The 14,418-nt window shown below is 60.1% G+C and carries 6 protein-coding genes and 1 pseudogene; 1 reads left to right on the forward strand and 6 read right to left on the reverse strand.

Annotated elements, in window-relative coordinates:
• The first annotated feature begins 451 nt into the window (after positions 1-451).
• The gene (locus ABH912_RS27335; protein ID WP_033060895.1) at positions 452-1,378 is read left to right on the forward strand and encodes a hypothetical protein; all 927 of its coding nucleotides are present in this window, start codon (positions 452-454) and stop codon (positions 1,376-1,378) included.
• Between the two features lie 35 nt (positions 1,379-1,413).
• Here ABH912_RS27335 and ABH912_RS27340 read toward each other — a convergent pair.
• The 6 genes and pseudogenes from ABH912_RS27340 to ABH912_RS27365 form a co-directional block, all read right to left on the reverse strand.
• A pseudogene (locus tag ABH912_RS27340) lies at positions 1,414-1,981 on the reverse strand (transposase); the annotation flags it as partial.
• A 457-nt stretch (positions 1,982-2,438) separates the two neighbouring features.
• Positions 2,439-4,781: an efflux RND transporter permease subunit gene (locus ABH912_RS27345; protein ID WP_197281777.1), complete on the reverse strand. Its 2,343-nt coding sequence runs from the start codon at positions 4,779-4,781 to the stop codon at positions 2,439-2,441.
• Positions 4,782-4,880: 99 nt separating this feature from the next.
• Positions 4,881-6,086: a hypothetical protein gene (locus ABH912_RS27350; protein WP_033060893.1), complete on the reverse strand. Its 1,206-nt coding sequence runs from the start codon at positions 6,084-6,086 to the stop codon at positions 4,881-4,883.
• Complete coding sequence (locus tag ABH912_RS27355) at positions 6,074-6,898, reverse strand: outer membrane lipoprotein-sorting protein (protein WP_050482865.1); 825 nt, start codon at positions 6,896-6,898, stop codon at positions 6,074-6,076. Before ABH912_RS27355 ends, ABH912_RS27350 begins: the two co-directional genes overlap by 13 nt.
• A 25-nt stretch (positions 6,899-6,923) precedes the next feature.
• Positions 6,924-8,228 (reverse strand): aminotransferase class I/II-fold pyridoxal phosphate-dependent enzyme, encoded by a 1,305-nt coding sequence (locus ABH912_RS27360; protein ID WP_033060891.1) that lies wholly within the window; start codon positions 8,226-8,228, stop codon positions 6,924-6,926.
• Positions 8,229-8,251: 23 nt separating this feature from the next.
• Positions 8,252-14,377 carry a type I polyketide synthase gene (locus tag ABH912_RS27365; protein ID WP_033060889.1) on the reverse strand — a complete coding sequence of 2,042 codons (6,126 nt, stop codon included), beginning with the start codon at positions 14,375-14,377 and terminating at the stop codon, positions 8,252-8,254.
• Positions 14,378-14,418 lie beyond the last annotated feature (41 nt).

Below are 14,418 nucleotides of genomic sequence, written 5' to 3' on the forward strand. Positions count from 1 at the left end.
GCCATACACAATGCGTTCAATATCGGAGTGCAAGCCAATATTCTACGTAGCAGGTAGTAGTCAAACCCCGAAGCCGTAGCTTCATTGGCAACTAATACTGGTTGGCCGCGTTGGATTGCAGATCGAAGCGGATATATGCAGGTTCATTCGCAATTAATTCCGGTCGAAAAAAAACGCGCTGATTGCAGCCTGCGGCAGCAAATTGGCTCCAGGCCGGCTTGAAAGCGGTATTGTCCGAGCCAACTTGGCTGCCAATCTAGGACCTGCCGTTGGAACCTCCTGGGTCATCCTGACCACCTACTAGGATCTAGGTCGTCCATCCCGGACAACATCATTCCGATAGGTCCAGACAGCGATGAATCCCCCGCATCATGTCTCCCTCCCCAGGCACTACACCGCATCAATCAATGTATAACAATTTCAACTTTTTATGTAGGCAAGAAGGAGTGATATGTATAATCGTGTAGACCAATCAACCCATAAAATTCCAGGTGCATGGAATTTCGATGTCGAAGAAAATAAAAATATTCCGAGCAAAATAGAGGCATCCACCAATCCTCCCGCGATCAGTCGCATTACGCATGATCAAAGAAAAATAAATGCGGAAAGAAAAAATAAAGAAATTGTTATAAAGAGATCTTCTGAGGGCGATGAAGTAACTACATACGGGAAACTCCGCGACAATCGTAATTTTAGATGGATAGGTGAGCAGCAATGGGGGGCACCTATATTGCCGAAAGCATTCAATACCCGCTTAAAGCTATTCCGGCATACGCCGCAACCAATTGAATTTGAGCAGCTACAAGAAAACGAATCAGATATAAATCTTAAGGGGAGCTTAAGCAACTGTGAAATTAACCGGTTGGGCGAAATGCTTGAACTAAAAACGCTTGAACTGAGTAATGTAAATTTTATAGGAGGAATTGACACTAAAATACTGGCATCTTTGTGTAAGTTGCACTATCTAAATATAAATGGTAGTCGAAACCTAGAGCTTTCTGACAATATGGCAGGATTGGTTGATATGGTTGGGCTAAAGATTTTAGGGTTGAGGCGTGCAGAATTTATGAATCACAACAATGGCGCAGCTTATGCATCTCTTGCGCAAATGAAGAGCCTAAAGCACTTAAATATAGATAGAACTATCACTAGTGAAAAGGCTCCTGGAACGTCGGAAATCAAAATAAATAATGACGGTCGTGAGACTCGCCAAGTGAAGATACTTGCACCTTTTGTTGTAGAGTCGTTGTTGATGCTTATGAGTCATGGGAATTTAGAAACTTTAAGTGCGCGTTGGTGTTCAGCGCTAAATGATGATGACAAACATCGCCTGGAAGAAATGGCCTCCTACAAAAACTGTGAGATTTTCTTTCTTTAGATTGGTTGTAGGTGTTCGCCGCACTGGATAACTCAGCGCACCAATATTTGCCGTGGAATATCGATGTCGTAGCGACCGAGTACTTTTTCGAATTGATGCAGTGGCAGGCCATTGACGTATTTGGTCGACAGCAACATCGCCAAAACGCCGGTACTAGGCATGCGCGCGCCGGCTTGTCCGCCATGATCAGCACGGTTTCACGGCCACGGCAGGCATAGACCTTACGCACAAGTTTGATCACGTGGATTTGCATCGGCACGATCTCGAGCTGCTCGCTGATTTCCTCGCCAATACTATGTTTACGGCAACCGCAGGCACAGGTCCGCTAGTGATCGGGCAGTTCGTGAATGACTTCGATGCGCGGAAGATCGGCGGGCAGAGGCTGCGTTTGCCCCGTCGCTTGGTCGGAGCGACGGCCTCTTCTTTTACCGTTTCGTCGACAGACTCAGGCCCGTTTTCAGGTTCGTTGAACAAGGCCATTTGCGGGGTCGTGGGGGCGGCGGTTTGCTCTGACTTGCTCCCGAAAAGGTGCTGACTCAACAGCGCGTTTTCTTCTTCGAAATGAACGATCTTGTCCTTATCCGACTCGTGCTCACTCAGCATTTGCTCAAGCAGTTTAGGTGACCTTAAAATTGCGGTAGGCACATCAAGCACCAGGCCAACTGCCTCGATTGCAACTAAACACCGAGGCGAATGAGCAAAAAACAACTTGCGGCCAGCCACGGAGGCATTACAACGAGCCCAGCAGCAATTGCTTGCGAATCAAGGCGGAAGGCCTCTGGGGCCAGCCGAAAGCATGGTTCCAGGCCCGTAAGGAGGGGCGACATATCGCCGGACGAAAACCACCAAGACGTATTAGGTTTCCCAGCACCGCATGGTAATTCAAGAAGCCCTGACCACCCGAGTAAGCCATTGCGCTTGAGCCCGGATGGGCTTATGACGCCGGCGCTTCAGCTCAACAGGAACAGCCACCAGCGTCGCACGCATTTGCTTCTTGACCGTCAGTCGCAGTATTTGAAAGCCACCGCTTCTGTTGGTATATGAATGCAGGTCGCGACACTTAGCCTACGTTCACCGTGACGGCCACCATAGCCTCCCCGGCAGTCGGGATGCACGCCCGCTTCCGATCGAATATCAGCAGAACCGACGGGATGAACAGTAGATCGAACAGCACCGCGACCAGGATCGTCGCCGAGGCCATCATTCCCATCCACGAGTTTATCTCGAATCCCGAGAAAGCCAGGCAAGCAAAACCCGCCGACAGGGCAAGCGTCATGGCGATCATGCCGGGACCGACGATCTCGAACGCCCCGCGTACCGCCTGCTCCGCAGTAAAGCCGTCCTCCCGTCGCAGGCGAGAATAGGTGCTCAGCATGTGGATCGTATCATCGACGACAACGCCGAACGTCACCGATGCCACGGTCGCGACCGCCATGCCGACTTCACCGTTGATAAGCGCCCAGACACCCAAGGTCACGACCGAGGGCACGAAGTTGGCGATTGTGCCGATGATGCTCAAGGCGAGTGAGCGAAAGGCTATGAGGAAGATCACCCACACCACGAGCATGCCTGAAGCGACTCCCTTGAGCATTTCGGTGATGTTGCGATTGCCGATATGAGCGAATATCAACGAGGTGCCGGTGCCCTTGGCCGAAGCGGCAATCAGCGGCGTATTCTGTTGCGCCCACGCTTGTGCCCTTGTGTCCAGATCGGCCATCGCGCTCGTGGAAACGTCATTCAAGCTGACCGACAGGCGACTCATCTGCTTGTCGGCGGTGATCTGGTTCTTGAGGTCGGTGCCGAACGGCAGTGACATCTCGTAAAGGGCCAGATGTTGGGCCGTGACCTCACGGTCGCTGGCCAGCCGATATTGTTCTACCCCTCCACCGTTCATGGCGCGATTGAGGGTCTTCATCATGTCCGGCAGGCCGTGGACATGGGTAACCCCAGGTTGTAAGCGCAGCCAATTCGCGAATTGATTGACCTGATCGAGATAATTCGGGTTGGCGATTCCGTCCTGTTCGCCCGAATCGAGTGAATATTCGATGGTGTAGAAACCGCCGATACCTTGGTTGAGCCGATCGGTGGCCTGACGGAAGTCATAGCCCTGCCCGAAATAGCGGACGTAGCGATCATCGAGTTCATTGGTGAAAGCGAATGCAGACAGCACGGACGAGATCGCGAGAACTGCGGCGAGGACCTGCCGTGGTCTGCGCATGACCAGAGCCGCCACGCGACTGCTGAGATTTTCCGCGGGCAATGCACTTCGCGATGCCTTCCACGGCAGGATGCACAGCAAAGCCGGAAGGAACGTCACGGTCAGCAGCCAGGTCAGCACCGAACCCAAGGCTACGATAATCCCCAGATGCGCGAAGGGCGGCACCGGGCTGAACGCGAGCGAGAGGAAGCCGACCGATGTGGTGATGGTGGTCAATGTCACCGGCCACCAGCATTCGACCAGAACCTCGCGGATCGCCTCGCGGCGGCTTAGCCCGGCGGCCCGCAGCCGCATCATGCCTGAGATCAGATGGATACAATCGCAGCAGGCGATCGTCAGGATAATGTTGGGCGCAATGACGCTCGGAGACGATAGGGGTACGCCGAGCAGCGCCGTTGTCCCGAGCGCGCTGGTCGTTCCCAGGAGGATCACGCAGAGGGTTGCAAAGGCACCGCTGGCACTGCGCAAGACGAAGAGGAGGATGGCGAGCAGCACCACGAGCATCAGCGGCAGCAGCACAGAAGTGTCGAAAGTGCTGGCCTCGACGAAGGCATTGTCTAGCGCAACCGAGCCCGACAGGCCGACCTCGAGATCGGGATGCGCGACGCGCAGTTTTTCAACCAGTCGCTTGCTCGCAGCGATCGCTTGCGCCGTCTGGCTGGAGGCTGTGGCCGGATCGAAGCGAAAATTTACGGCGACGAGGCCAAGCCGCCCATCGGCTGAAAGCAGGCGGCCCATCAACAACGGTTCCTTCGCGGCTTCGGCCTTCAACGCCCGCGCATCGGCTTCGCTCAACGGGTCGCCGGAGCGGTGCAACTGGTCGATGTCGATATCATCGCCCACCGCGCGGGCGCGCTGGAAATTAGTGACCGAATCCACCCGCTTTACGTCGTCCATCGACCAGGCCGCGTCGGTCAGTTCGTTGATCGCGGCCAGCCGCTTGGTGGTGAACAGGTCGCCATCGCGTGCGTTCACGACGAACAGGATCGTGTCATCGCGGCCATAGGTCGCCTCGAACCTCTCCAGAGCGAGAAGTTCGGGATTGTCGTTTGCGAAGAAAATCCGATTGTCGCTGCGAAACGTCAGCGCGGACAGTCCCGCGGACAGGGCAGTTACCAACAGGAGCGAGACCAGCAGCACCATCCAGGGACGACGTGTGACCAGGCCCGCATATATCGCCAGCATGGTCCGCAGCCGGCCCACTATAGGGGCACCTGACGCTCCGTGTGCTGAGTTATGACTGCTCATCCTTTGGCTCCAAATCTGTTGTATGAGGGTGCGGTGTTAAAAAAATTGCGCAAGTTGAAGTTTTATCTGGGTATCCCGGCCCAAGCTCGACAGCGCGGGATCGCGGGCTTCATTGGCGGCCTTGAGCAGCGAAAAGGTGAAGACGGCATCCTGGAGAACACGGCGCGAGGCGCGCAGTTCGAGCAGGTCAGATCCCCACTCGAGGTCATGCGTGTTGCGCAGTTCGAGCAGCGTATCGTCCGTGTCGTTGAACGTGTAGCGCGCGCCGAGAAACACGTCGCGCTGAAATGGCGTGACCGCGGCATCGTCCGCGCGGGAGTCGGCATAGGCCTCGGCGTAGAGGGTAAAATCGCCCGGCCCGCTGGCGATTTTGCTAAAGCTCGTCTCGATTCCGACCCCGCCGCCCCAGGATGCGCCCTTGTTGGTGCGCTGGTGGATGACCTCGGTCTTAAACACGCTGTCGCCAAGGACAAGCTCCGCCTCGAGACTGGTCTGGCTGATCCGGTCGTAAGAAGCACGAAACCCTTCCAGTCCGGTCGGCCCGACCACCGCGGTGAGCACCGGCTCGCGCGCCGTTCCTAGGAACTGGGACACCGCCACATTGACGGGACCGACGGGCAGCTCGACGCGGATCGCACCCGTGGGGCTCCAGCGGCCGCCTTCGAAATGCTCGTCGACGACGGCCGCGGGCAGCACCTGGAACCGGTCCTCGCCCCGACCGAAACGCCGGCTGCGTGCAATGCCGGTCCCGAAGAAGGACACTGTCGCGTCCCCCAGCGGCAGCGTCATGAGAACGCCCGGTTGGCCCAGCTTCACCTTGCCCTGAAAGTCTTCGATCAGGTCGCTCTGGTTGATGATGTCGACCGGATTCCAGGCTTCCAGAACGCCCCATTTTTCGGTCAGGATGCCGGCCTTCACCTCGGCATTACCGAACGGAACGCGGACGAAGGCCTGGCGCACATCGCCCGACGCCTCCTTGGTGGCATCGGGCGCGATGCGGCCGAACAGCTCCATATCGAAACGCGCATTTCCCAAATCGGCCGAGGCATTGAGGGTGGCATAGGTCGAGACTTGGACGTGATCGCGGTTCTGATCCGGATAGAGCGGCGCATCGGGATAGATTTGCGTTTCCGCGCCCAGCGAACCCCGCACGGACTGGCCATGCGCCGGGGCGCACAGGACCAGACATGCAGCGAAGAAGGGCAGCGCAACCAGGGACGCGGAAGGCTTCAACGCGACCACGATGCCATCTGGCTGGCGGAAAGCTTGGACGCGTTCAACCCGGTCTTGAAGCGATAATCCTGCCACGTGATTTCGGAGACCGACTTGTCAAGCAGGTTCGTCATGACGATCCTGGAAGGGCGCCAATATTTGTTCTGGAACTGGGTGTATCCCTGAAAGTCCAGACGCTTGAGCTCACGCCCGCTCTTGTCGAAATAGACGATACGCACCGGCTGCCAAAAGCGGGGATCGATGGTCTCGACCAGCTTTGAATAACCCGAATATTCGTATTTCGGCAGATTGGCGATGGTGTGACAGGTAGTCTGCGGTTCGCCGCAAGGTTCGTCCTTGATGAACTCATAGTCGTAGTTGGACAATTCCCACGTCGCGATGTCCTCGTAAGAAAACTCCGATCCGGCGAACGACCCGGTCTTGTCGCGCGCGGCAAGTCGCTTAACCCGCTTGACGGCTGGCAGATAGACCCACTGATCGTCAGGCGCGCCGGAGTTGGTGAAGGTTAGCGAAACAAATCCCGCCAAGTCTCTCGGTTGCGAGAAGACGACGAGGCGCTTGTCGCCGGCGTCCCGAACTTCGAGTGTGTTCATCTCAAAGTCGCGCTTCGCCTGGGCGCCGTCGGGACGGTGGACCGTCATCTTGCCATCCACCACATAATCAGCGAAGCCGGCATCGTTCTGGTCGACCGTCGTTGCGATCTCCCGGCCTCGCCGGACATTCTCCGATGGGGCATTGTCCTGAGCCAACACTGTGTTCGGCAAAGTGGCAAGCATGCCGGTGAACCCCAGGATCGCTGTGTTACGCAGATGCTTCTTCATATGACTGAATCCTTTGATAATAAGATCAGGCGCCGTGAACGTGCGCGGCCATCAGGCTGATGGCGTTGCGGATCATTCCCTCGTCGTGTTCGGCACTGATGAAGCAGCGCAGCCGCGCCGCGTTTCGCGGTACGACTGGGTGCATGACGGCATGCGCGATCACCCCGTTGTCGAGTAAGTGCGACATCAGGCTCAGCGCCTGATCGTCGTCGACCATCAGTGGAACGATGGGCACGCCCGCTAGCGATGTCCGGCAATCAAGCCCCGCATCCTCGGAGATCGACTTAAACATCCGGGAATTGCGCTGCAGTCGCTCAACGCGCTCGGGCTCGGCGCGAATCAGCCGCAAGGCGGCGAGTGCTGCAGCGGTGTTGGCGGGGCTGATGCCCGTGCTATAGAGCAGCAGCCCGGGGCAGAAATGCTTCAGAAGTTCGATCAAGTCCTTGCGCCCGGCAAGAAACCCGCCGCAGCTGCCGAAGCTTTTCGACAGGGTTCCGACCATCAAATCAATATCCGTCGTCGCCAGGCCGAAATGCTCGCACACACCTCGGCCGGTCTGGCCGACCGTGCCGCATGAATGCGCCTCGTCGACCATCAGCCATGCCCCGAATTGCCGCTTGAGCTCAATCACTCGCGGAAGGTCCACGAGGTCCCCGTCCATGCTGTAGGCGCCCTCCACCAACAGGATGGCGCGGCGATACTGCCCGCGATGCTGTTGCAGCAACGTCTCGAGCGCATCCATGTCGTTGTGTGGGAAAGCGATGCGCCGTGCACCCGACATGACCGCGCCCATCACGCCACTGTTGTGCATGTAGGCGTCGTGGAAGATCACGTCGCGCTGATCGAGCAGATAGCCAACCGCAGAGACATTGGCGCTGTACCCGCCAACCCCGACCACGACCGCCTCAAAGCCAGTGAAATCAGCTAGCTCGTCTTCGAGCTGCGCGTGCAGCTCGATCTCGCCACCCACCATGCGCGCTGCGCCCGCATGGCAGCCATAGCGTTCAACCGCCTCATGCACCGCCTGCTTCACACGCGGATCGTGCGAGAGGCCGAGATAGTTGTAGTTCGAAAAGGTGACGTAATCTCGCCCATCGATCCGCATCCCGCTGCCGACCTCGCCACTGCGCGCCAGGAAGTACGGGTTCCGCAGCGTGCTGCCCGATGTATAGAGGCCGCGTAGCTGCTCGATCAGTGCATGCTCGGGATAGTCGCTGATTTTCGGCGGTTCGGGGGAGTGCGCGGCCTCCGTTGTCGCTGGCTCAGCTCCGATCCCGCTTCGAACCCGATTCACGATGGCGTCAAGTGCTGTTCTGGATGTTGCTGTCATGTCTGCGACCCCATTTTTCAAAGCTATTCGGCCGCGAGCTCGAGGCCCGCTACGCCGCCGTGGATTTGCAGCAGGGCCTTGTCGGCCAGGTAGGAGATGGTCGTTGATCCCAGCAGTTCGACGACTGAGTAGTTGACGCCTAATGTGTTATCGAGCTGGATCCGGATTTCGGTCGTCATCAGCGAATCCACGCCGAACGAGTCGAAGGTCATTTCCGGCTTCAAGCGATCCGCACGGGTTTTCAGACCCGATGCGACTACTTCGGCGATCAGGCTGCAGAGAATTTCGTGCGCGGCCGCGTCCTCGACGCCGGCGAGCGCGGTGTGCAGTTGCTGGACGAGCGATGCATCGCCGGTCAGGGTCGCGCGGCTTTCCTCCACCAGCGCGATGAACGCGGGCGAGGCACCGCCGACGTCTTCATAGGTCGCCCATTTCTCCCAGGCGATCTTCTCGGCGACCGCCACCTGCGTCGTGCGCCGCGCCAGCGCACGGCCCAGCCCGCGCAGTGCCACGTCGACATCGAGCGGAGCCAGGCCGATCTGGGTGAGGTGCTGACCAATCCGGTCATCGGACGCCAGCATCCCGGTGCCGGCAATCGCGCCGAAATTAACGCTTAGCGCCGGCATCCCTAGCGACTGTCGAAGGTGCGCCAAGCCATCGAGGAAGCCGTTTGCGGCGCAGTAGTTCGCTTGCCGGCTGTTGCCGACGAGGTTGGCGATCGACGAGAACAGCACGAATTGCTGCAGCTCGATCCCCAGCGCCGAAGTCGCCTGGTGCAGGTTCCAGGCGCCGTTCGCCTTGGGGCGCATGACCTGTGCAATCTGCGCAGGCGTCAGCTCGCGAACCAGCTGGTCGTCGATGACACCGGCCGCATGGTAGATGCCGAGCAGCGGCGCATTTGGCTGATGCAGGTCGTGCAGCAGCGCCATCATGGTGTCGGCGTCGGCGACATCGATTGCATAGGCCTCGGCGCGAGCGCCCAGTTCGCGCACTCGGTCCAGAAGTTCGGGTGCACCCGATGTTTCGAGGCCCCGCCGACCGATCAGTACGATCCGCCCGGCACCATTACCCGCCAGCCAGAGGGCGACCGCGCGGCCGAGGCCGCTGAAACCGCCGGTGACCAGATAGGTTCCCTCATGATCCATCGCCGGCATGTCCGCCGCCTCGACCGCGATCGAGCGATCGTCCTCGCGCAGATCAAGCTCGACCCAGTCAGGGCCGATCGCCGCGAGCGTCTCCGGATCCAGCAACTCGGAGCAACCAATACGCGCCGCCGTCGGATAATCCGGTGCTGTGCCATTAAGCACGCTGGCGAGTTCCACGCGATAGGCCAAATCTTTCACAAGCGAGGGCAGGTCATCGTGCAGCCGCACCAGCCGGCCGCAATGTCCCGGCACCGCGAAGGGCGAAGGGTTCTTGGCAAGATCAACCAGTCGGCCGCCGGGAGCGAGCGCGGAGAAGCCAAACAGGCGGCTCCAATCAGCCATCGGCCCGGCGATAAGATCGAAGCATCCTTTGTCGCCTGCGTCTCCCCAGTCGGAAAGGTCGGCCGCCACGCGCACCACCAACACTCCTCTGGAGGCGAGCTGCGAGCTGAGCGCGTCGCCGACGATCCCGTCGACGATCAGTGCGCGCCCGGCGGACAAGTCGGCAAGGTTTGCCAACAGTGCTGCGCGGGCCACGATGGGCGCCAGCGACGATGTTGATGCGCGATTGCCAACCGCTTCCAGCACCGCTTCCGCCTCCCTGACGATCAGCCTGCTGACGAGCCGATGCGGGACGATGCCAGCCACGCGGTCACCCATGGCAAACCGCGTCGTGGCGGTTCCGGCGCGGGTAACCACGCCAATCATCCCGACCGGATCCAGATCTGCGCCGAGCTGGAGACCGAAACGCTCTACCCGCACTTCATAGCCATCGTCGGGCAATGTTGGCTGGCGCAGGAGCGAGGCGCTGTAAGCCGGGCCAAGGCGGGTCAGTTCGACAGCTACGTCGTCGGACGGTCTGATCTGCGCAGTTTCGGGCGCCTGAAGGATTGCGCTTGCAACCAACTGGGCCGCGTAGCACGTGCCGTGGCGCAAGGCGATCTCGTCGATGTGTTGTTTGGCAAGCAATTGCGCAAAGACGGTCTCGGCACGTTCCAGCGCCGTGCGGTCGTCAATATCAATCGTCGCCGCGTCAAGCAAAGCGAGCTCATTGCGTATAACCCTGACGAAGCCGGCCACTGCGGTGTGGGCGGGCACGACCCGGTCGCCGTCGGTTACCAGATGCGCGTTGCGCGTCACGATTCGCAGCGGCAACGGCCGATCCTGTGTTGCCATCGCCTGTATCGCGAGCAACATCTCGCCGAGCAGATGCGCGCCGGTGACGTCCTCGTCGGATCCGAGTCCTGTCGGAGCGAAGCCCGCAACGCGCTTTGCCTGGTCAAGCGCAGGCGAATCGGGTACTTCGGTCCAGGTGCATCGGTCATAAGCCACGGCGTGTTGCAGGGCGCACTGCTCGATCGCGTCGGCCAGTACGTCGCCCGGTTGAGCCACGATGAGGAGCCGATCACCGATCGCGACGGCTGACGCTTCTTCCGCCTGCGGAACCCAGACACGCTGGTAATCGCCGGCAGGGAAGTGGTCCACCTTGCCGCGGCCGAGCAGCGATCGACAGATCAGCCCCTTCAGCCGGGCGATTGGATGCCCATCGCGATCGGTCAGCTCGAAGTCGCAGACGATCTGCGAAACACTGCGCGAAATGATGACGGTTTTGCAGCGAATGCTTTCCGGCATCGGCGCATAGACTTCGAGCGACGCAAGCGACACGGGCAGATACGCACCCTCGCTCGCATCGATCAGGGCCAGCGCGGTCTGGAAACAACCGTCGAGCAGTGCCGGATGCAGGACATAGGCATCCACGGCTTCGCCGGCGACCTGCGGCCGCGTCAGCTCTGCCTCGGCGAGGCCGCGGTCCAGATCGCGGCGCAACGCGGTGATCGGCTGGAAGGCGGGGCCATATTGCAGTGCCAGTGCGTACAGATCGGCATAGAGTTTGGCTGGGGCGACCTCTTCCATCGCGCTGGTATCCGCCAAAGTCGGAGCATGAGAGGACGAAGGGTGCGCGCCGGCCGGATGGATAGATGCTGAGGCATGTAGCACCGGCTCCGCGGCCGAACCCTCGTCGCGCGAGTAGAGTTCGGCGCGGTGCCCGGTCGGATCGAACCGCACGTCGAGACGCAGCGACCGCTCATGATCGAGAACGAGCGCGCGTTCGATATGGATGTCACGCAGGCTCAATCCGGGGGCGTCGGGCCAGCGGCTCCGGGCCTCTTCGCACATCGCTTCGAGATAGCCGGCGGCCGGCATGATCGGAGCGCCGTCGACCACATGATCGAACAGATAGTTGAGGCGGCGAAGATTGAGATCGGCTCCACCATATTTTGCGATCAGCGGGGCGGATTGCCCCTCGAGGCGATCGCGAGCCTGGTTCACTGCCTCGCGCCACAGTGGGAGCCGTTGCCAGGGATAGGATGGTAGCGTGCATTGCAGCCCGGTCGCCGTCCGGGATGCCCAGTTGATCTGTCCGCCGCTGACATAGATTTCGCCGACCGATCGTCGCAAGGCTGGCGTTTCGGGCTTGTTCATCACCAGCGTTGAGGCTATGCGCGTTTCGACATTGCGATCAGCACAGATCTCCTCGATCGAGCGCCGCAGCACCGGATGCGGGCCGACTTCGACAAACAATCGGTACCCGTCGTCAAGCATCGCGCCGATCGCGTTGGCGAAGTAGACTGGTTGACGGACATTGTCGCACCAATATTCGGCGTCATAGCGCCGTGCGTTGGTCCCATCCTCGATAGCAGCCCCGGTGACGGTAGAATAAAGCGGGATACCGGGGAGCACCGGCTTCAGGCCTGCCAACTTCTCGCGAAGCTCGGGCTTCAGCGCCTCCATGAGAGGGCTGTGATAGGGCACCTCGACGTCGAGCACGCGGGCAAACACCATGCGCGATTCAGCTTCTGCCCGGATGGCTTCGAGCGCGGCCCGATCGCCAGCCACGGTCACGCTGCGGGGAGAATTGACCGCGGCCAGCGACACCAGATCGCCATGCGGGCGGATCACTTCGGCGGCATCTTCGACCGAAAGGCCCAGCGCGAGCATGCCGCCGCTTCCGGCGGTCTTGCCCTGGATGCGGCTGCGCTCCCGGCTGACAAGCAACGCATCCTCCAGTGAAAGCATGCCGGAGGCCCAGGCCGAAGCGACCTCGCCTACCGAATGGCCGACCACGGCGTCCGCCGAAATCCCCTCGGCCCTCAGCGCGATCGTGAGGCCGATCTGGATCATCAGGTTCGCGGGCTGCGCAAATTCGGTGCGCTTGATCCGCGAATCGGGTTCGTCGCGCGTCATCTCCGCCAAAATTGAAAAACCCGCGATGCGCGTGAACAGCGCGTCGGTTTCTTCCAAGGTGTCGCGGAATACGCGGTTTTCGCGCAGGAGTTCGCGCCCCATGCCCCACCATTGTGGCCCCATGCCGGTGTAGACGAACGCGATCCGCGAATCGCCATTATACGGCCGACTACCCTCGATCCCCGCAAAGGTCTCGGCGTCGGCGGACATGCCACGCAGCGCGGCCGCAAGTTCCTGCCGACTATCACCCCACACGGCGAGGCGGTGCGTGAGATGCGTCCGGCGCGCGCCCGCCGTGAACAGGATATCCTCGAGTGCCGCGCCATCACTCGTCTCGAGCAGGTCGGCGAACTGTTCGGCGCGCGCGCGCAGGGCCTTTGGGTCACGCGCCGACAATGGGAGAAGGAGCATTGATGCGTCCGACGGCTCGACCGTGAAACGAGCGGGCTCGACATCCGGCAAACTCAGGATGACGTGCGCATTGGTGCCGCCATAGCCGAAGGAATTGATCGCAACTTTGCGTGGCGTCTCGCCCCGGTTCAGAATCAAAGGCTCGCGCGGCAGGAATACTTCGGTCGGGATGCTCGGGTTGATCTCCTCGAGCCCGGCGACGGGGGGCACCTGATTGTGCCGCAGCATCATCGTCGACTTGATGATGCTTGCGATCCCGGCCGCGGCTTCGAGATGGCCGATATTGGCCTTGACCGATCCGACGACGCACTGGCCGCCCTGGCCGTAGACATCGGCAATCGCGCGGGTCTCGAGCGGATCACCCACCGGCGTACCGGTGCCGTGCGCCTCGATATAATCGATCTCCGCAGCTGCCCAGCCGCTTTCGGCGAGCACGCGGAACATCAGCGCACGCTGCGCCTCGGGATTGGGCACGGTGATGCCGCTGGTGCGGCCGTCCTGATTGACGCCGGCGCCATCGACAACAGCAAGGATCTGATCGCCATCGCGCAGCGCCGCCTCATATGCCTTCAGCACGACGACACCGCCGCCTTCGCCGCGGCCATAGCCGTCGGCACGCGCATCGAAGCTCTTGGACCGGCCATCCTTGGCCAGGAAGCGGCCCTTCGACATCGCCACCATATATTCGGGTCGGAGAATAAAGTTGGCGCCGCCGACCAGCGCGACGTCGCACTGTGCCGTCAAGATCGCGGTCACGCCCTGTGCGAAGGCGACCAGCGAGGATGAGCAGGCCGTATCAATCGACAGGCTAGGCCCGTAAAAATCGAACGCGTAGGAGATGCGGTTCGACAGCATCGTCAGCGTCGCGCCGGCCGCGCTGTGCGTTCCGATCGCCTCGCGGGCACCCGCACCCAGCTGGTTCAGAAGATGGTCGACCGTGAATCCGCCGACGAAGACGCCGGTCGAGGAACCTGCCAGGGCTTCGATATCCAGCCCAGCATTGTCCAGAGCCTCCCACGCCAGCTCGAGAAGCAGGCGCTGCTGCGGATCGATAAACTCCACTTCGCGCGGGGAGAGGCCGAAGAAATCGGCATCGAAGGACTTATAGTCATAGCCTTCGAGAAAATGGCCCTGATTGACATAGGTCTTACCGGCAACATCGCGCTCATTGAAGAATTTGTCGCTCGACCAACGATCTTCGGGAACCTGGCCGACGCAGGTGACGCCTTTCAGCAAATTGTCGAAAAACGCTTCCGGTGAATCAGAGCCGCCGGGGAAGCGACATGACGCACCAATGATCGCCACTTTTGCATCGCGAAGACCTATGGGTCCATCGAATGTGTTCATAATTGTCTCCAGAAATGCAATAGTGCTGCGCATAAGGCCAT

It is taken from the genome of Pseudomonas sp. BT76 TE3572 (genome assembly GCF_050435365.1).
Taxonomy (GTDB): Bacteria; Pseudomonadota; Gammaproteobacteria; order Pseudomonadales; family Pseudomonadaceae; genus Aquipseudomonas; species Aquipseudomonas fluorescens_W.